The 16708-nt window shown below is 68.0% G+C and carries 19 protein-coding genes; 8 read left to right on the top strand and 11 right to left on the bottom strand.

What is annotated here, in order from left to right; translation table 11 throughout:
• The first annotated feature begins 11 nt into the window (after nt 1-11).
• Both ACI2KI_RS11390 and gluQRS read left to right on the top strand, forming a co-directional pair.
• A complete protein-coding gene (locus ACI2KI_RS11390; protein ID WP_404620148.1) occupies nt 12-1145 on the top strand; it encodes a JmjC domain-containing protein in 1134 nt (377 codons plus the stop codon).
• Between the two features lie 7 nt (nt 1146-1152).
• Nucleotides 1153-2001 (top strand): tRNA glutamyl-Q(34) synthetase GluQRS, encoded by an 849-nt coding sequence (gluQRS, locus tag ACI2KI_RS11385; protein WP_404620146.1) that lies wholly within the window; start codon nt 1153-1155, stop codon nt 1999-2001.
• A 167-nt stretch (nt 2002-2168) separates the two neighbouring features.
• Here the strand turns inward: gluQRS and ACI2KI_RS11380 are convergent, their stop codons facing one another.
• Nucleotides 2169-2372: a cold-shock protein gene (locus ACI2KI_RS11380; protein WP_292083547.1), complete on the bottom strand. Its 204-nt coding sequence runs from the start codon at nt 2370-2372 to the stop codon at nt 2169-2171.
• Nucleotides 2373-2679: 307 nt separating this feature from the next.
• Here ACI2KI_RS11380 and ppk2 point away from each other — a divergent pair, with 307 nt between their 5' ends.
• Complete coding sequence (ppk2, locus tag ACI2KI_RS11375) at nt 2680-3423, top strand: polyphosphate kinase 2 (RefSeq protein ID WP_312063752.1); 744 nt, start codon at nt 2680-2682, stop codon at nt 3421-3423.
• Nucleotides 3424-3433: 10 nt separating this feature from the next.
• Here ppk2 and ACI2KI_RS11370 read toward each other — a convergent pair whose 3' ends face one another.
• The 3 genes from ACI2KI_RS11370 to ACI2KI_RS11360 all read right to left on the bottom strand — a co-directional run bounded on the left by ACI2KI_RS11370 (nt 3434) and on the right by ACI2KI_RS11360 (nt 5319).
• Nucleotides 3434-4078, bottom strand: coding sequence for a hypothetical protein (locus ACI2KI_RS11370; RefSeq protein WP_404620144.1), 645 nt, complete (start codon nt 4076-4078; stop codon nt 3434-3436).
• A 277-nt stretch (nt 4079-4355) separates the two neighbouring features.
• Complete coding sequence (locus tag ACI2KI_RS11365) at nt 4356-4997, bottom strand: hypothetical protein (protein WP_404620142.1); 642 nt, start codon at nt 4995-4997, stop codon at nt 4356-4358.
• 106 nt (nt 4998-5103) lie between these two features.
• On the bottom strand, nt 5104-5319 hold the full coding sequence (locus ACI2KI_RS11360) for a DUF4287 domain-containing protein (protein WP_400547618.1): 216 nt from the start codon (nt 5317-5319) through the stop codon (nt 5104-5106).
• Nucleotides 5320-5445: 126 nt separating this feature from the next.
• On the opposite strand from ACI2KI_RS11360, the gene ACI2KI_RS11355 reads away from it, so the two are divergent.
• Both ACI2KI_RS11355 and ACI2KI_RS11350 read left to right on the top strand, forming a co-directional pair.
• A complete protein-coding gene (locus ACI2KI_RS11355; protein WP_404620140.1) occupies nt 5446-6474 on the top strand; it encodes a UbiA family prenyltransferase in 1029 nt (342 codons plus the stop codon).
• A 26-nt stretch (nt 6475-6500) separates the two neighbouring features.
• Nucleotides 6501-7334, top strand: coding sequence for a DUF3298 domain-containing protein (locus ACI2KI_RS11350; RefSeq protein WP_404620138.1), 834 nt, complete (start codon nt 6501-6503; stop codon nt 7332-7334).
• A 177-nt stretch (nt 7335-7511) separates the two neighbouring features.
• Here ACI2KI_RS11350 and ACI2KI_RS11345 read toward each other — a convergent pair whose 3' ends face one another.
• The 3 genes from ACI2KI_RS11345 to ACI2KI_RS11335 all read right to left on the bottom strand — a co-directional run bounded on the left by ACI2KI_RS11345 (nt 7512) and on the right by ACI2KI_RS11335 (nt 9174).
• The gene (locus ACI2KI_RS11345) at nt 7512-8435 is read right to left on the bottom strand and encodes an alpha/beta fold hydrolase (protein WP_404620136.1); all 924 of its coding nucleotides are present in this window, start codon (nt 8433-8435) and stop codon (nt 7512-7514) included.
• 137 nt (nt 8436-8572) lie between these two features.
• On the bottom strand, nt 8573-8770 hold the full coding sequence (locus tag ACI2KI_RS11340) for a helix-turn-helix transcriptional regulator (protein ID WP_184270605.1): 198 nt from the start codon (nt 8768-8770) through the stop codon (nt 8573-8575).
• Nucleotides 8770-9174 carry a hypothetical protein gene (locus tag ACI2KI_RS11335; RefSeq protein ID WP_404620134.1) on the bottom strand — a complete coding sequence of 135 codons (405 nt, stop codon included), beginning with the start codon at nt 9172-9174 and terminating at the stop codon, nt 8770-8772. Before ACI2KI_RS11335 ends, ACI2KI_RS11340 begins: the two co-directional genes overlap by 1 nt.
• A gap of 226 nt (nt 9175-9400) precedes the next feature.
• Here ACI2KI_RS11335 and ACI2KI_RS11330 point away from each other — a divergent pair, with 226 nt between their 5' ends.
• Entirely contained in the window at nt 9401-10057 is a 657-nt protein-coding gene (locus tag ACI2KI_RS11330) for a class I SAM-dependent methyltransferase (RefSeq protein ID WP_404620132.1), read from the top strand.
• On the opposite strand, the gene ACI2KI_RS11325 is transcribed toward ACI2KI_RS11330, so the two are convergent.
• The 4 genes from ACI2KI_RS11325 to ACI2KI_RS11310 form a co-directional block, all read right to left on the bottom strand.
• The gene (locus ACI2KI_RS11325) at nt 10054-11499 is read right to left on the bottom strand and encodes a cryptochrome/photolyase family protein (protein ID WP_404620130.1); all 1446 of its coding nucleotides are present in this window, start codon (nt 11497-11499) and stop codon (nt 10054-10056) included. The genes ACI2KI_RS11330 and ACI2KI_RS11325 overlap by 4 nt on opposite strands.
• Nucleotides 11500-11553: 54 nt before the next feature.
• Nucleotides 11554-12126 carry an NADPH-dependent FMN reductase gene (locus ACI2KI_RS11320; RefSeq protein ID WP_404620128.1) on the bottom strand — a complete coding sequence of 191 codons (573 nt, stop codon included), beginning with the start codon at nt 12124-12126 and terminating at the stop codon, nt 11554-11556.
• Nucleotides 12127-12202: 76 nt separating this feature from the next.
• Complete coding sequence (locus ACI2KI_RS11315) at nt 12203-13513, bottom strand: nicotinate phosphoribosyltransferase (protein WP_404620126.1); 1311 nt, start codon at nt 13511-13513, stop codon at nt 12203-12205.
• Nucleotides 13514-13516: 3 nt separating this feature from the next.
• Nucleotides 13517-15376: a monovalent cation:proton antiporter-2 (CPA2) family protein gene (locus ACI2KI_RS11310; RefSeq protein WP_404620124.1), complete on the bottom strand. Its 1860-nt coding sequence runs from the start codon at nt 15374-15376 to the stop codon at nt 13517-13519.
• A gap of 137 nt (nt 15377-15513) precedes the next feature.
• Here ACI2KI_RS11310 and ACI2KI_RS11305 point away from each other — a divergent pair, with 137 nt between their 5' ends.
• Together ACI2KI_RS11305 and ACI2KI_RS11300 are read left to right on the top strand one after the other, a co-directional pair.
• Nucleotides 15514-15927, top strand: coding sequence for a CBS domain-containing protein (locus tag ACI2KI_RS11305; RefSeq protein WP_312063697.1), 414 nt, complete (start codon nt 15514-15516; stop codon nt 15925-15927).
• Nucleotides 15928-16016: 89 nt separating this feature from the next.
• Nucleotides 16017-16598, top strand: coding sequence for a hypothetical protein (locus ACI2KI_RS11300; RefSeq protein ID WP_404620122.1), 582 nt, complete (start codon nt 16017-16019; stop codon nt 16596-16598).
• Nucleotides 16599-16708: the final 110 nt, after the last annotated feature.

Below are 16708 nucleotides of genomic sequence, written 5' to 3'. Positions count from 1 at the left end.
CGTCGCGGCCGATGCACAGTCTGGACGAACTTCTTAACCCGATCACCCCCGATCGTTTCTTCGCCGAGTTTCACGGCCGGAAACCGCTGCACATTCCCGCCGGGGAAGGCGCGCCCAAGCGGACCCTGCTGGACTGGGACGGTTTCAACGCCCTGTTGAACCAGTCGTCGATCTGGACCCCCCAGAGCCTGAAGCTGGTGCGCGACACGGTCGCCGTAACGCCGGACCAGTATTGCCGTCCGGTCCAGACTCAGTCCGGTTCGGTGATGCGTCCCGACCCGGCCAAGGTGGCCGTCTTCCTGGCCACCGGGGCCAGCCTCATCGCCGGGGACGCGCAGGAACTGACTCCGCGCCTGGCCGACGCCTCGGCCATGCTGGGCCGCGCCTTCGCCGCCGCCGTCGGGGTCAACCTCTACTGCTCCTTCAAGGGCGTGAGGGCCTTTGGCGCCCACTATGACCTGCACGATGTCTTCGCCCTTCAGGTCGAGGGTGAAAAGGTCTGGTGCCTGTATGAGAACCGCGCCGAAAATCCCGTCGACTTCCCCCCCGACACGCCCGAGACCCGCCGCTGGCTGGAGCAGACCCGGGGCCGGCTGATGACCGAGGTGCGGATGCGGCCTGGCGACGTCCTCTATTTGCCGCGCGGCTGGTATCACGACGCCCTGGCCCAGGACGGCGCCTCCCTGCACGTCACCTTCTCGGTCACGCCGCTTTATGGACGGATCCTTTTCTCCCTGCTGGATCGGATCGCCATGCAGGACCCGGCCTTCCGCGCCTTCATGCCGCCGGCCGGTCAAGACGGCGGTCAGGCCCTGCAGGACCACCTCGCCGATCTCGGCCAGCGCCTGGCCCGCCTGATCGCCCTGCCCGCCTTCCGTGACGAGGTGGCGATGACGCAGGAAAAACTGGTCCCCCGCCCGGCCCGCTTCGCCCTGCCCCAGCCGTCGATGCTCACCGCCTATCGCCCGACCGGGTTGCTCGGCCCTGCCTTCGCCGGTCCCGCGGCCCACGCCATGCGCTGGGCCCTGTCCCAGCCGGACTTCGCCCTCGAGGAGTTGATCGCCCAGTTCGACTTCGTGGCCGAGGCCGATATTCGCGCCGCCGTCGATCAGGCGGAAAAGGCCGGGGCGCTCAAGCGCTTCTGATCGGCCGATGTTCGCCACCCGCTTCGCCCCATCGCCCACCGGCCGTCTACATAAGGGCCACGCCTTTTCGGCCCTGACCGCCTCGAGCGCGGCCAAGGCGACGGGCGGTCGCTTCGTTCTGCGGATCGAGGACATCGACCCGACCCGCTGCAAACCGGAGTTCGAGACGGCCATCCTCGAGGACCTGGCCTGGCTGGGCCTTGACTGGGAGACGCCGGTGCGGCGTCAGTCCGAGCATCTGGCCGACTACGCCGCCGTCATCGACGCCCTGAACGCGCGCGACCTGCTGTACCCCTGCTTCCGCACCCGCAAGGAGATCCTCGACGCCATCGGCGACGCGCCACACGGCCCGGCCGAGGCCGTCCGCCCAGGCCCTCATGCGCCCGAGGATGAAGCCCGTCTGCTGGCCGAAGGCCGCCCCTACGCCTGGCGGCTGTCGCTGGAGCGGGCCCGCGAGGCGCTCGGCGAAGAGGCCTGGAATGCGCTGTCCTTTGTCGAGGAGGGCGAAGGCCCGGACGGTGAAACCGGCGTCATTCGTGCGCGCCCCGAGACGGCGGGCGACGTGGTGCTGGCGCGCAAGGACGCCGGGACCGCCTATCATCTGGCCGTCACCCACGACGACGCCCTGCAAGGCGTCACCCATGTCGTTCGCGGTCAGGACCTGTTCGAGGCCACCCACATCCAGCGCCTGATCCAGACCCTGATGGGCTGGCCCGCTCCCGTCTATCGCCACCACCGCCTGCTGACCGGCCCCGACGGCCGCCGCTACGCCAAGCGCGACCAGTCGGTGACCCTGGCCGAACTGCGCGCCGGCGGCCTGACGCCCGAGGCCCTGCGGGCGGAGCTGGGGTTCTAGGGCGCGCTCGGCCTGCCTTTTTTGAAGATCGGGCTTCTTCAGCGCTCAAGCAGCGCGGCTCCGCGAGCCGCGCGTTAGCGCCCTCCTCTTCACCCAAGAAAGAAAGGCGCGGAACCCTTCGGTCCCGCGCCTTTCAATCGTCTGAACCCGTTTCGGGTTCGTCGGCCTTAGAGAACCTTGAGGTCCACAGCCGAGGTCTTGCCGCGCTGGTTTTCCAGCTCGTACTCGACCTTGGCGTTTTCATCGAGGCCTTGCAGGCCAGCCTTCTGAACCGCGGTGATGTGGACGAAAACGTCCGAACCGCCGTTGTCGGGCTGGATGAAGCCGTAGCCCTTGGTGGGGTTGAACCACTTGACCGTGCCGGTCGCCATATCTGCGTCTCCGTAAACGCGCTTTGCCAGGCGGATTTCCATGCAGGAGAATCCGTCAGCCCATCTGGACAAGCTCGTTCAGGCGAAGGAGCGAGACGCGGGTTTGGACCCCACGTGAAATCCGGACTGCGGCGATGTTGTCACCCGACTATCCACAGCACGTCAACTGTAAAGCGAACGCCCCAATGCGAGGGATTGGTAAACGCCGAACGCGAGTCACCAGATGTGGGCTATCCTCAGCGCGGGCTGGCGCCGGGCCTCAAATGGTCGCAAGGTCCGTTCATCGCGCGGCACAGGACTGACCACCATGGCCAAGGACAACTACGAAGACACCCTGGAAGCCCTGCAGATCCAGTTGGTCGAGACCCAGGCCTGGGCCATTGAACAGGGGCTGAAGGTGGTGATCGTCTTCGAGGGCCGCGACGCCGCCGGCAAGGACGGGGCCATCAAGCGCATGACCGAGTTCATGGCCCCGCGCCAGACCCGCGTCGTCGCCCTGCCCAAGCCCAACGACCGCGAACTGACCCAGTGGTATTTCCAGCGCTACGCCGCCCATCTGCCCGCCGCCGGGGAAACCGTCTTCTTCAACCGCTCCTGGTACAACCGCGCGGGCGTCGAGGCGGTCATGGGCTTCTGCACCCCCGCCCAGCATGATCGCTTTCTGCACGACGCCCCGCATTTCGAGCGGATGCTGACCCAGTCGGGCACGACCCTGATCAAGCTGTGGCTGGACATCAGCCGCGAGGAGCAGGACCGGCGGCTGGAAGAACGCACCACCCACCCGCTGAAACGCTTCAAGGTCTCGCCGCTGGACGCCGAGGCCCAGAAGCGCTGGGCCGACTATTCGGCCGCCCGCGACCAGATGCTGGAACGCACCCATTTCGACTATGCGCCGTGGACTGTGGTGGCCACCGACAACAAGAAGAAGGCGCGGCTGAACATCATCCGCCACGTCCTGCACCAGCTGAACTGCCCGGGACTGGAGGCCGGCAAGCCCGATCCCGACATCGTCTTCCCCGCCGACAAGGCCAAGGGGCGACTGGCCAAGTAGCCCTGACGACTCAGTCGTCGCCGAACAGGCGGCGGTTCTTGTCGACAAAGGCGTGGATGGCCTGGGTCAGCGGCCCGTTCTGACGTCCCTTGAGATAGGCCCAGCCCGCGCCCGCGCCGATCAGGGCGCCGACCGCGTCCACGATCAGGTCCCACATGGTGTCGACCAGGCCGGACTTCTGCGTGTTCAGGCCGAACAACTGGTCCAGCGCGAACTCCCAGATCTCCCACACCGCGCCGATCATAACGGCGAAGCAGAAGGCGAAGAAGGCCGCGGTGAAAGGCGCCGCCGTCAGCCGGTTCCCCTTGACCAGCATCAGCATCAGCAAGGACCCGACCAGGCCGAAGGCCACGGCCGACCCGCCGTGAAGCACCACGTCCCACCACCAGTAGCGCTCATAGAAGTCCCCGACCTCGCCCAGCAGCAGCGTGGCGCACAGGAAGGCGGCGATGGCGCTGACAAAGGCCGTCGGCAGGGTCACGCCGATCTTCTCCCCCACCCAGACCGGAACCAGCGACAGCAGCAGGGTCCCGGCCGCGACAAAGGTAATGCTGAACGCCTCGCTCAGAAACCCGCCCACCGCCGCCCCGATCAGGATCAGCCAGGTCAGATACAGGATGATGGGCGGACGGCCCCCGCGCGGACGAAACGTCATGAACAGCCTCTGATCGGCCGCCGACAAGCTTCAGCGACCGGCCTTCCTACCACGCCACCGTCGCTCGGGCCTTGCGAAAGCGGACGCGCTCGCTCGACCGAGCACCTAGCTGCGCGCTGCGAAATTAGAGCGGAACGGGCAGACGAACTGGAGAGACAAGGCAGACCTGCCCAACACCTGAGCTAGTGATGGAAGGTCGCCTTCTTGGGTCAGCGATAGATGCGATTACCCGTGACAACGATCTCCAGCACCCCGCCGTCGGCATTGGCGCCGTTTTTCAGAGAGAGAGACGATAGCCGTTCGCGAGCCGCGCCGTGGCCAGTCCTACCTCGGGGGCGGACGGTCTTTCATGATCCGATCGGCAAGCCGTCAATCGACCCTCGGAAACCAGACAACTCAACTCGACACGAACAGTCGTATAGGTGCGAGCGAAGGGGGCCATCTCAAGAGCAGGCGTGCTCACCAAGCGATCGCTAACGTCTGTCAGGAAGTCACGATCATCATCTAGGGCGTAGCCGCAGGACGTCAGCACGTTGTTCACGCCCGTCGCTTGCGATGGGAGGGCGATATCCATTCGAAATGGCCGAGCGTCGCCAGGCACAGAGGTGATTGCGGTCTGTCCGCTCCCTCTCAAGAAGCGCGCATCACGCGCATTCCGCGATCTGAACAAACTGGAGCCTTCAACGGCCGACAACACCACTCTACGCGATCGCCCGTCAGCCCGTGTGACCAATACAGACCGAATCGAACTGTCGGAGCCCGGAACACCGCCGATGATGACGTTCAATTCCGCCGCTTGGCATTGAACGGCGATCAATACGCCGTCGCCAAATTCTACGCTGGCCAACGCCAAACGTTTCGACGGCACCGCGTGGAAATCCCAGTCGTCGTCTTGAGCGACGACGCTGCCTGCCATCATCCAGACGGCTGCCGTGACGCAAGAGGCAAGGGCGCGAGAGAAACTCGGACAGTTCCTTGTGACAAACCGCATCACATTCCGGGGCCTCAGCATGGCCACATTGCCCTCATTTCAGCCCGTCTTCCGCCAGGGTGTGCGCTACGATGGCGTTGGCGTGGCCGTGGCCCATGTCGTGCTCGTCCTTGAGCAGGGTCACCAGCTCCATGTGCTTGGCGGGATAGCGGGCGCGGACCTCGGCCTTCCACTCGGCGATGGGCCGTCCGTACTTCTTCTCGATGGAGGGGAAATAGGACGCAGGGCCCTTGATCGGCGCGTCAGTCATCGGCGGCTCCCTCCGGTTTGAAGCGCCACTAAACGCGCGACGGCGGCGCTCCGCAATGCCCCTCGCATGACGCCGGTCGGACACAGCCCCTTCACCCGCGCCCGCCTCAGGGTCTAAGACCCTTGCATGAGCACAGCCCCGCTTCCCGACGCCGCCCGCCAGAACTGGGTGGACCGCTACGCCCCCGAGGGGCTGAAGCCGTGGCTGAAGCTGGGCCGCTTCGACCGCCCCATCGGCACCTGGCTGCTGCTGCTGCCCGGCTGGCAGGGGATCATGCTGGCGCTGAATCAGTACGACCGGCCCTTCGGCGGCTATGAGCTGTGGCTGATCGTCGGCTTCGCCATCGGGGCCTGCCTGATGCGCGGCGCCGGCTGCGCGGTGAACGACATCGTCGACCGCGACTTCGACGCCCAGGTCGCCCGCACCGCCCTGCGCCCCATTCCGGCGGGCCAGATCAGCGTCAAACAGGCCTGGGCCTTCGTCGCGGGCCTCAGCCTGATCAGCCTGTGCATCCTGCTGACGATGAACCTGACATCCGTCCTGCTCGGCGCCCTGTCGCTGGGACTGGTCGCGGCCTACCCCTTCATGAAGCGCATCACCTGGTGGCCCCAGGCCTGGCTGGGCCTGACCTTCAACTGGGGCGCGCTGCTGGGCTTCGCGGCGGCGACCGGCGGCTACGGCCTTCTGTACTGGTGGCTCGATCTCATCTGGGAGGGCGGCCTGACGCTGAGCCTGTCCACTGAGATGGGAGAGTGGGCGTTCCGCTACAGCCACCTCGCCCTGTCAGCCCTGCTTCTGTATGCCGGCGGCGTCTTCTGGACCCTCGGCTACGACACCATCTACGCACTGCAAGACATCGAGGACGACGTCATGGCCGGGGTCAAATCCTCGGCCCGGCGTCTGGGCTCACAAGTCAAGCCGGGCGTTGCCGTCTTCTACGTCCTGGCCGCCCTGCTGGCGGGCGCCGCCGGTTTCGTCGCCGGGCTCGGCCCCGTCTTCTATGTCGGTCTGGCCGCCTACGCCCTGCACCTGGCCTGGCAGGTCAAGGCGCTGAAGCCCGAGGACGGCGTCCTGGCCCTGCGTCTGTTCAAATCAAATCGTGAGGCGGGATTGATCCTTCTGGCCGCCATCGCGTTCAACGGCCTAGCTTCCTGATCGCGCCCTCCCAAAAGGAACTCCGCATGACCTCGTACCGCGTCCCGCTCCGCGCCCTCCTCCTGACCGTCGCCGTCGCGGCCTCGCTCGCCGCCTGCCAGCGCAACGAGCAGAAGGCGCCCGAGGCGTCGAAGGCCGCCGCTGCGGTCGCCGCCGACGGCCCGCTGAAGTACGAGAGCGCCACCCCCTACGCCAAGGTCAGCCTGACCCTGCCGGACGCCATCAAGACCCAGCCCGAGCTCTACGCCGCCCTCTATCGTCAGGAGGTCGCCGACCTGGCCAAGTACGCCGAAGGCGCCCAGGCCGACCGCACCGAGGCCGGCGGCGAGAGCGCCATGGGCCCCTATGAGAAGACCATCGCCTATGGCGATCCGGTCCAGACCGGCCGCCTGTTCAGCGCCATGCGCACCGACTTCGACTATTCCGGCGGCGCCCACCCGAACACGGTGGCGACCGCCCTGCTGTGGGACAAGACCGAGAAGCGCCGCATCAGCCCGGCGGACCTGTTCGCCAAGGGCGCCGACCTGTCGTCGCTGGAGCGCGCCCTGTGCGACGCCGTCAACACCGCCAAGAAGGCCCGCCCCGGCGCCACCCCGGTCAAGGTCGGCGGCGACACCTGGTCCTGCCCCAAGCTGAAGGACGTGGCCTTGATCCTCGCCCCCGGCGATGCGCCGGGCAAGGCCGGCGGCCTGACCTTCCTGCTCGACGCCTATGCGGTCGGCCCCTACGTCGAAGGCGCCTACTACCTGACCCTGCCCGCCTCGACCTTCCAGAGCCTGCTGGCCCCGGCCTATGCGTCGGAGTTCGGCGGCAAGCCGCTGAAGACCGGCGACGTCACCAACGACCTGCGCCCGAAGTAAGGGTTCAGGGCCACTCAATCCTCCCCCGTTCACGGGGGAGGGGGACCGCGTAGCGGTGGAGGGGGCGGACCCAGACAGGCGCTCAACCACCAGAGCACAGCGCGCGCCGTTCGCCCCCTCCACCCCGCCGGCTACGCCGTCGCGGTCCCCCTCCCCCGCTGCGCAGGGGAGGATCGCCTACTTGAGAAACTCATCCACCACCGCGCCCAGCCGCTCGGGCTGATCGGTCATGATGAAGTGGCGGCTGTCGTCCACACGGACCAGCTTGGCGCTCGGCAGGGCGGCGTACTCCCGGCTCCACATGGCGTCGGCCGCGGCGGCCGAGACGCCGCCGTTCGCATCCGCCGCATAGACCGCCCAGACCGGCGTGGTCATGGCCGCCAGACCCGGCCGGGCGTCGGTCGTCATCACGTCGCGGATCGCCGAGGCCATGGCCTGACGGTCCGAGGCCATCGACCATTCGACCATGGCGGCGCGCCCCGCTTCGTTGCGCATCATGCCGCCCGCCGTACGCTCTTGCTGGACGCGGTATCCGGCGGCGTCGGCGTTCAGGATGCCCGCCGCAGCCTGCTCGGCGAAAGGCTTGGCGGTCTCGGCCGTCGCGGTCGGGCCATAGAGGGCGCTGAAGAAGGGCAGGCTGTCGACGCTCATCAACCTGCCGACGACTTCGGGGTGCTGCTGCGCCAGCATCAGCCCGGTCAGGGCGCCCATGGAATGACCGATGACGGCAGGCTTGTTCAGGGTCTTGGCGTAGCGGGCCAGATCATCCACGGCCGGCTGGACGAAGGCGCCGTCGCCGTGGCTCCACGGCTCGCCCGCGAACCCCGCCAGTTGCACCAGATGCACCCGGTGCGTCGCCGACAGGCGCTCGGCCAGCGGCCGCCACACGTCGCGCGACGAGGCGAAGCCGGGGATCAGGACGACATCGGGACCCTGCCCCATCACCTCGACCGACAGACGGTCCGAAGCGAAGGCGGGCGCTTCGACGCGGATCGGTTCGGCCGCCTGCGCCGGGGAGAAGATGCTCCCGGCGGCCCATCCGACGGCGGCGGCCAGCATGAAGGCGCGAAGGGTCTTGGCGGGGGCGGAGATCTTGGACATGGCGTTTCCTTTCGGTTTTGAGATGGGCCCGCCGTCTTCGCCCTGGGTTCAGGACGCGCGAGGTCGCTTTCCGAGGCGAGCCCGGAAATGACGGCGGAAAGGCAAGGCGAAAAAGTAAGGTTAGACTGACAGAGGCGTCAGGCGTGGGGGTTCTCGAACACCTCTTCCACCGGCCGCGCGAACAGTGCGGCGATGCGGTAGGCGAGGTCCAGCGAGGGATCGTGCTTCTCGGTCTCCAGGGCGTTGACGGCCTGACGCGAGACCCCCAGCGCCTGACCCAGCTGCTCCTGGGTCCAGTTGCGCTCGACGCGCAGCAGTTTCAGCTTGTTCTTCATCAGTTCGACGACCGGATGAAGGGCGAGACGACGCCGAACACCGCCCAGAACAGCGGATAGATCAGCCAGCCCTCGGCGTGCGGGGCGCCGGCGAAACTCTCGCCGAAGCCCCAGGCGCTGAAGGCCGCCATGGCCACGCCCGCCGAGACGATGAACTGCTTGGCCGTCACGGCGCGGACGAACTCGTCGCTGTCGCGCATGAAGCTCAGGGTGGCCCAGATCTGACCGGCGATCGGGGCCGCCACTGTCAGGGCCAGAGCCCAGGCGGCGGGGGTGTTCTGGATGGTGTCGAAGGCCCCGCCGATGGTGGCCAGCATGACCGCGACATAGCCGCCCATGAAGGCCATGGTGCGGACCACGTAGCGGCGGCCGGCGGGGGTGTTCTGTTTGGACAGGCTTAACATGGAAGGCGCTCCTGACTGAATGTAAGGCCCACCTTACACCACGATCGTGTCACGTCAACCTGACTTTTTGTCAGGACAGCATGATTTTTCCATTCCGCCCCAGCTTCGCATGGCGGGGCGCAGAGCCGAGACCGCCCAAGACGCCGCCGTTTGCCTGTGCTGCGGTCCAGGAAAGCCCTGCGGGCTTCCGGGATGACAAACAACTGCCTGCGCCCTAGACACCCCCATGCGCCTCACACCCGGCAACGCTCCCGACTTCATCGCCGCCAACACCCGGCTGCAGGCCGTGCCGCACGCGCCGGAGATTTCGCTGTGGCTGGCGGACGAGATCACGCCCCTGTGGCGTCTGACCGAGGAAGAACTGGGCGCCATGGGCCTGCCCCCGCCCTTCTGGGCCTTCGCCTGGGCGGGCGGGCAGGCGCTGGCGCGCTGGCTGCTGGACCACCCGGATCAGGTCGCGGGCCAGCGCGTCATTGATCTCGCCACCGGCTCGGGTCTGGTCGCCGTCGCCGCCATGAAGGCAGGCGCGGCCAGCGTCCTGGCCGCCGACATCGACCCCTTCTGCGCCGCCGCCGTCGCCGCCAACGCGAAGTCCAACGGCGTCGAGATCGCCTTCACCGACGCCAACCTGCTGGACGCCCCGCCGCCGCCCGCCGACCTGATCTGCGCCGGCGACGTCTTCTATGAAAAGCCCATGGCCGAGGCGGTTCTGACCTGGCTGAAGCAGGCGCAGGCCAACGGAACCCGCGTCATCGTCGGCGACCCAGGCCGCACCTACTTCCCCAAGTCCGGCCTGACCCTTCTGGCCGAATACACCGTCCCCACCACCCGCGAGCTGGAGGACCAGGAGGTCAAACGCTCGCGCGTCTGGTCGCTGGACTAGTCGTCCCGACTGGCGCTGACCGTCTTCAGCGCCGCCAAGGCCCGCTCACGGCCTTCGACGTGATCGACGATGGGCCGGGGATAGGTCGCCCCCAGCCTCACTCCCGCCTCGCTCAGCACCATCGGCGGCGCGGTCCACGGCGCGTGGATCCAGCGATCCGGCAGACCCGCCACCTCGGGCACCCAGCGCCGCACATAGCGCCCCGTCGGATCGAACTTCTCGCCCTGAACCACCGGATTGAAGACGCGGAAATAGGGAGCCGCGTCCGCGCCGGACCCCGCCACCCACTGCCAGTTCTGCACATTGCTGGCCAGATCAGCGTCGGTCAGACAGTCCCAGAACCAGGCCTCCCCCTCGCGCCAGTCGATCAGCAGATGCTTGATCAGGAAGGAGGCGACCACCATCCGCACCCGGTTGTGCATGGTCCCCGTCGCCCACAGCTGGCGCATCCCGGCGTCGACCAGAGGATAGCCCGTCCGCCCCGCCTTCCACGCCGCCAGCCCCGCCGGATCGTCGCGCCACGGCATGGCGTCGTACTCTGGCCGGAACGCCCGCTCGGGCAGATAGGGGAAGTGGTGCAGCAGATGAGCCGAGAACTCGCGCCAGCCGATTTCGGCGACGAACTTCTCCGCCTCCGCCGCTGGAACCCGGCCCTCGGCCGCCGCCGCCCGCGCCGTCTGGATGGCCCGCCACGGCCCGATCTCGCCCCAGTGCAGATGCGCCGCCAGACCGCTGGTCCCCGCCCGATCCGGCCGGTCGCGATCCGTGGCGTAGGTCTTCAGGCCTCCCGCCACAAAGGCCTCCAGCGCCGCCCTCGCCCCCGCCTCGCCCGGCGTCCCGACAAAGCCGGCGGACCAGTCGGGCCGCGTCGGATGCAGGCCCCAGTCCTCGACCTCCTCGCTCGTGACCCCGTCAGTGACCGTGATCGTCTCCGGCGCGTCCAGCCCCGCCGGGGCCTCGGCGACGCTCAGTAGGGCCTTCAGGAAGGGCGTGAACACCTTGTAGGGCTGACCCGGGCCGTTCAGCACCGCGCCGGGTCGACACATCAGGCTGGCGTTGAAGCCCCGGCACGCGACGCCTTCCGCCTTCAGACCATGGGCGATGTCGGCGTCACGAGCGAAGGCTTCCGGCTCGAACAGCCGGTTCATGAAGACCTGATCCGCGCCCGTCTCGGCGATCAGGCGATGCAGTTGCGCCTCTGCATCGCCGCTTCGCAGGATCAGCCGCCCGCCACGCGCTCTCAGGTCCGCATCCAGCGCCCGCAAGCTCTTGTCCAGCCACCAGCGCGAGGCGCCGCCGATGGGCCGCCCCTCCAGCCTTTCGTCCCGGACATAGACCGGCAGCACGCGCCGACCGGTCGCCATTGCCTGATGCAGGGCCGGATTGTCGGCCAGCCGCAGGTCGCGGCGGAACCAGAGGATGACGGGCGGAGAGGATGACAAGCGGCGGTCCTGACTGGGGTCTAGCCCCGAATACGGTCCCGCCCGTCTGCTGGATCAGGCGTCGCGCGGCAAGACGGTCAGCACGCGCGCCATGAACTGGTGGAAGGCCTCCATATAGTCGCGCAGGAACTGCTCCGTCTCGGGGACGCTGACCTTGCCGTCGTCGTCGATCAGGCCCGGCTTGAACTGGATATAGGCCTCGGGTGCATTCATCTGCGGCGCCTGCAGGAAGCCCAGGATGGGCCGCAGCACCTGCTGACCGACCGCCGTGCCGATGGCGCCGGGCGAGGTCCCGATCACCGCCGTCGGCTTGTTGGCGAAGCTGTTGGTTCCATAGGGGCGGCTGGCCCAGTCGATGGCGTTCTTCAACCCGCCGGGGATCGAGCGGTTGTATTCCGGCGTCACGAACAGGATGGCGTCCGAGCCCTTGATCGCCGCCTTGAAGTCATTGGCCACGGCCGGATAGTCGGCGTCGTAGTCGTAGGAATAGAGCGGCAGGTCCGCGAACGAGATCTCGTGGAACTTCAGCTTCTCGGGCGCCAGCCTGATCAGCGCCTTGGCCAGCTTGCGGTTGATCGACGCCTTGGCCAGGCTGCCGACGATATAGCCGACGTTGTAGGTGGTCATGACGCATCCCGCTGATTGAGACGACGCCGACCGCCGCCTCAGGCGAAATGCCCGGCGAAATGACCCGGTTCCGCCCTCAGACGGTGACCGCCTGCCGCCCCCGTCCCGCCTCGCCGAAGACCCGCAGATAGCGCGCGATCTCGGCCCGGTCGCCGGTCGCCTTCTCGACATTGTCCGACAGCTTGACCGCCGAACGCCCGCCCGCCCGCGTCACCTTGCACACCAGAGAAATGGGCGTCAGCTCCGGCATGGGCGCCGGGGCGCAGTCGCGGAAGTCATTGGTCAGATTGGTGCCCCAGCCGAAGCTGGTCCGCACCCGGCCCTTGAAGTGGGCATGGGTCGCCTCAATCGTATCCACGTCCATGCCGTCGGCGAAGACCAGCAGCCGTTCGCGCGGGTCGCGGCCCTGCGCCTTCCACCAGTTCAGGATTTCCTCCCCGCCCTCGATCGGCGGCGCGGAGTCGGGCCGGAAGCCCTTCCAGTCGGCCAGCCAGTCCGGCGCATCGGCCAGAAAGGCCCGCGTTCCGAAGGCGTCCGGCAGGGCGATCAACAGATTGCCGTCATAGGTCGCCCGCCATTCCTCCAGCACCTGCCAGGGCGCGCGCCGCAGCGCCGCGTCGTCGTCCCCCGCAAGCGCCGCCAGCACCATCGGCAGCTCGTGCCCGTTGGTGCCGACCGCCTCCAGGTCGTTGTTCATGGCCAAAAGGACGTTAGAGGTCCCGATGAAGGCCTTGCCCAACCCCTCCTTCAGCGCCTCGACGCACCAGCCCTGCCACAGGAAGCCGTGCCGCCGCCGCGTGCCGAAATCCGAAATGGCCAGGGGCTCCAGCTTCCGCAGCCGCTCAACCTTGCCCCACAGCTTGGTCTTGGCCCGCGCATAGAGAACGTCCAGCTCGAACCGGCCCAGACGCCGCAGGGCCTTGCGGCTGCGCAGCTCGTTCAGGATCGACAGGGCCGGAATCTCCCACAGGGTGACGTCCGCCCAGCCGCCCGAGAACTCCAGCCGGAACTGCCCGTCCGCCCCGCGCGACAGGTCGTACTCGGGCAGGCGATACTCGGCCAGCCAGGCCAGGAAGTCGGGGCTGAAGATCGACTTCACCCCATAGAAGGTGTTGCCGCCCAGCCAGATCAGCTCGCGATTGGAAAAGCGCAGGGTCCGCGCGTGATCCAGCTGCGCCCGCAACTCCGCCTCGTCCACCTCCTCGGCCAGCCGCACGCTGGTCGTGCGGTTGATGACGCTGAAGGTCACCGGCACATGGCGATGCTTGCGCCAGATCAGCTGCAGCATCAGCAGCTTGTAGAAGTCGGTGTCCAGAAGGCTGCGGACGATGGGGTCCAACCGCCAGCCGTGGTCATAGGCCCGCTTGGCCAGATCGACGCTCGCCATGACCTAGTCTTGCGCCTCGTGCTCGATCACCGCTTCGGGCGGGGCCTCGCTCTCGTTGACCAGCCGCCCCTCGCGCGCCGGCTTGATGTAGGGCTCGGGCTGCGGCGTCACGGCGTTGCCGCGCATCAGCGCCCGCCCGGCGGTCAGTCCGCCCGTGACCTGCAGGTCCAGTCGCGCCGCGTCGCGCCGGCGCACGTCGGCGATGGTCTCGGCCGCCTCGTCTTCGGCCACGCCCAGATCGACCAGCACCGCCTCGCCGAACGCCAGCGCCGATTCGAAGGTTTCGCGGATGTGATAGTCGACGCCCGCCGCGATCAGGCGCAGCGAATGGCCCCGGTCAAAGGCGCGCACGAATAGCTTCACGCCCGGGAATTCCGACTTCACCAGTTGCACGATCTTGTCGGCGGCCTCCGGCTTGTCGACGCAGACCAGCACCGCCTCGGCCTTGCCCGCGCCCGAGGCCCGCAGCGTGTCGAGACGGGTGCCGTCGCCGTAATAGACCTTGAAGCCGAAGTTCCCGGCCGCCTGGATCATCTCCACGTCGTTCTCGATGATCGACACGTCCACGTCGCGCGCCAGCAGGGGCTGCGACACCACCTGGGCGAACCGGCCGAAACCGATGATCAGCACCTGGCCCCGCAGGCCCTCGGCCGCGTCCACGCCCTCGGCCTCTTCCGGCGACAGGCCCGCCTCCTTCGGCAGCCAGCGCTTCATCGCCAGGGTCGTTAACGGCGTCAGGGCCATGGACAGGATGACGATGGCCGTCAGGGCCGCGCTGGCCTGACCGTCAATCACTCCGCCCGCCGCCGCGGCGCCGTACAGGACAAAGGCGAACTCCCCGCCCTGCGCGAACAGGGCCGCGCGCTCGATCGCCTCATGGTGGCGCGCCTTGAACAGACGGGCGACGACATAGATGACCAGGGCCTTGACGACCATGAAGGCCAGCAGGCCCGCGACCACGATGCGCCAGTCGGAAATCACCACCCCGATGTCCAGCGCCATGCCCACCGACAGGAAGAACAACCCCAGCAGGATGGCGCGGAACGGCTCGACATCCGCCTCCAGCTGATGTCGGAAGGTCGAGTCCGACAGCAGCACCCCGGCCAGGAAGGCGCCCATGGCCATCGACAGGCCGACCTCGTTCATGATCCAGGCCGTGCCCGCCACCACCAGCAGGGCCGCCGCCGTCATCACCTCACGTCCGCCGTTGCGCGCCAGGAAGCGGAAGGCCGGATTGATCGCGTAGCGCCCCGCGACCAGCACCCCGGCCACCGCCGCGACCGCCAGGCCTATGGTCTGCCACAGGGGCGTGGCGCTCTCGCTCGCGGTCCCGACCGAGGCGGCCAGAATGGCGACGATGGCCAGCAGCGGCACGATGGCCAGGTCCTCGAAAAGCAGGATGGACACTGCGCGTTGGCCCTGCGGCGTCGGCAGGTCGCCCCGCTCCTCCAGCATCTGCACGATGACGGCGGTCGAGGACATGACGAAGCCCATGGCCCCCACGAAGGCCACCGGCGCCGACACCCCCGCCGCCATGGCCACCAGGGTCAGGGCCAGACCCGCCAGTCCGACCTGGGCCGCCCCCAGACCGAAGATCTCCTTCCTCATCCCCCACAGCCGCTTGGGCCGCATCTCCAGACCGATGATGAACAGGAAGATGACCACGCCGAACTCGGCGACGTGCAGGATGGTTTCCGGCTCGCGGAACAGGGCCAGGCCGAACGGGCCGATGGCCGCCCCCGCCGCCAGATAGCCGAGCACGGAGCCCAGCCCGATCTTGCGGAACACCGGCACCGCCACGACCCCCGCCGCCAGCAGAACGACCCCATGGCCCAGATTCAGTCCTGTCGCCGCGTCGGCCATCGCTCACCCTTGTCTCAAACCTGAGCCGCCATTGTGGAGACGAAGCGTCGCGATTGCGAGCCTTGTCCCGCCCGCGCCGGAACCGCACCCGCCGCCGGGGGTTCCCAAGGCCAAGTCAGAACCTCCTGGAGAACCCCATGAAGATCCGCGACGTGATGAGCAAGGACGTGCAGGTGGCCCGTCCCAACGACACCCTTCAGGAAGTGGCCGCCCGCATGGCGGCGGGCGACTTCGGCTTCATCCCCGTGGCCGACGGCGAGAACCTGGTGGGCGCCCTCACCGACCGCGACATCACGGTGCGCGCCGTGGCCGCCGGGGCCGCCCCCAACGCCCGCGTGGTCGAGTTCCTCAGCCGCGACGCCCTGGTCGTGCGCGCCGACGACGATCTGAAGATCGCCCTGGACCTGATGAGCTCGCGTCAGGTGCGCCGTCTGCCGGTCGTGGACAAGGACGGTCGCCTGGTCGGCGTGGTCTCTCTGGGCGACCTGTCGACGCGGGTGAAGGAGAAGTACGCCGGCGAGGCCCTCGAAGAGATCTCCCGCTCGGCCTGATCGATCCTTACCGCGCGCTAACCACGTCGCGGAACCCGACGATAACGGCTGGCGCGCCATGCTGGCTCCCTGCATTCGGGGAGAGGTCCATGGCGCGCGCGCAGTTCCAGAAAGGCCAGAAGGTCTGGGTCGAAAGCGTCGGCGCCTGGGCCCAGATCGAGAAGGTCATGCCCGTCTGGGCCAAGGGCTTCGACGAACCTGTCCGCATCACCTACGAGGTCGGCCTTGGCCGCGAGTTCCAGGCCGCCGAACTGCAGCTTCCGGCCGAGGACAATGTGGCCGTGACCGCCCTGGGCGACTGGCGCGTCCTGCGCGCACGCAACAAGTGGCAGGAACCGGCCGACTGCGCCCACCACCCCTTCCCCGGCTCCTATCCGGTGGTCGTCACCGACAAGGCCGACTGGGGCGGCTGGCGCGTGCCCGGCGCCGAGTATGATCGCGACCCCGAACGCATCGAGTTCCAGTCCCGCCTGATCGCCGCCGCGCCCGACCTGATGAACCTGGCCCGTGAACTGGTCGAGACGGTGTCCGAAGCCCCCGACGACGCTCCGCCGGAAAGCCTGCGTCTCGCCCGCCGCGCCCGCGACGTCCTGCGTCAGATCACCGATGTTCTGGCCGCGCCCGGCGACGCCCCGCGCGCCACGACGAGCGCCGCTGACGAGGCGGCCTGAGTCTTTCCTGCACCGGTTCGCCTTCCAGGTGAAAAGCCTTTCGCTCCGGGCCTCGACAGGAATCCGCGACGCAGCCTAGATTCTCGCCTGCTGTTCAGCATGAGAGGGTC

The sequence above is a fragment of the Brevundimonas sp. NPDC046655 genome (assembly GCF_044901625.1).
Lineage (GTDB): Bacteria > Pseudomonadota > Alphaproteobacteria > Caulobacterales > Caulobacteraceae > Brevundimonas.
Note: the sequence above shows the minus strand (reverse complement) of the source record. Positions and strands in the feature narration are given on the sequence as shown.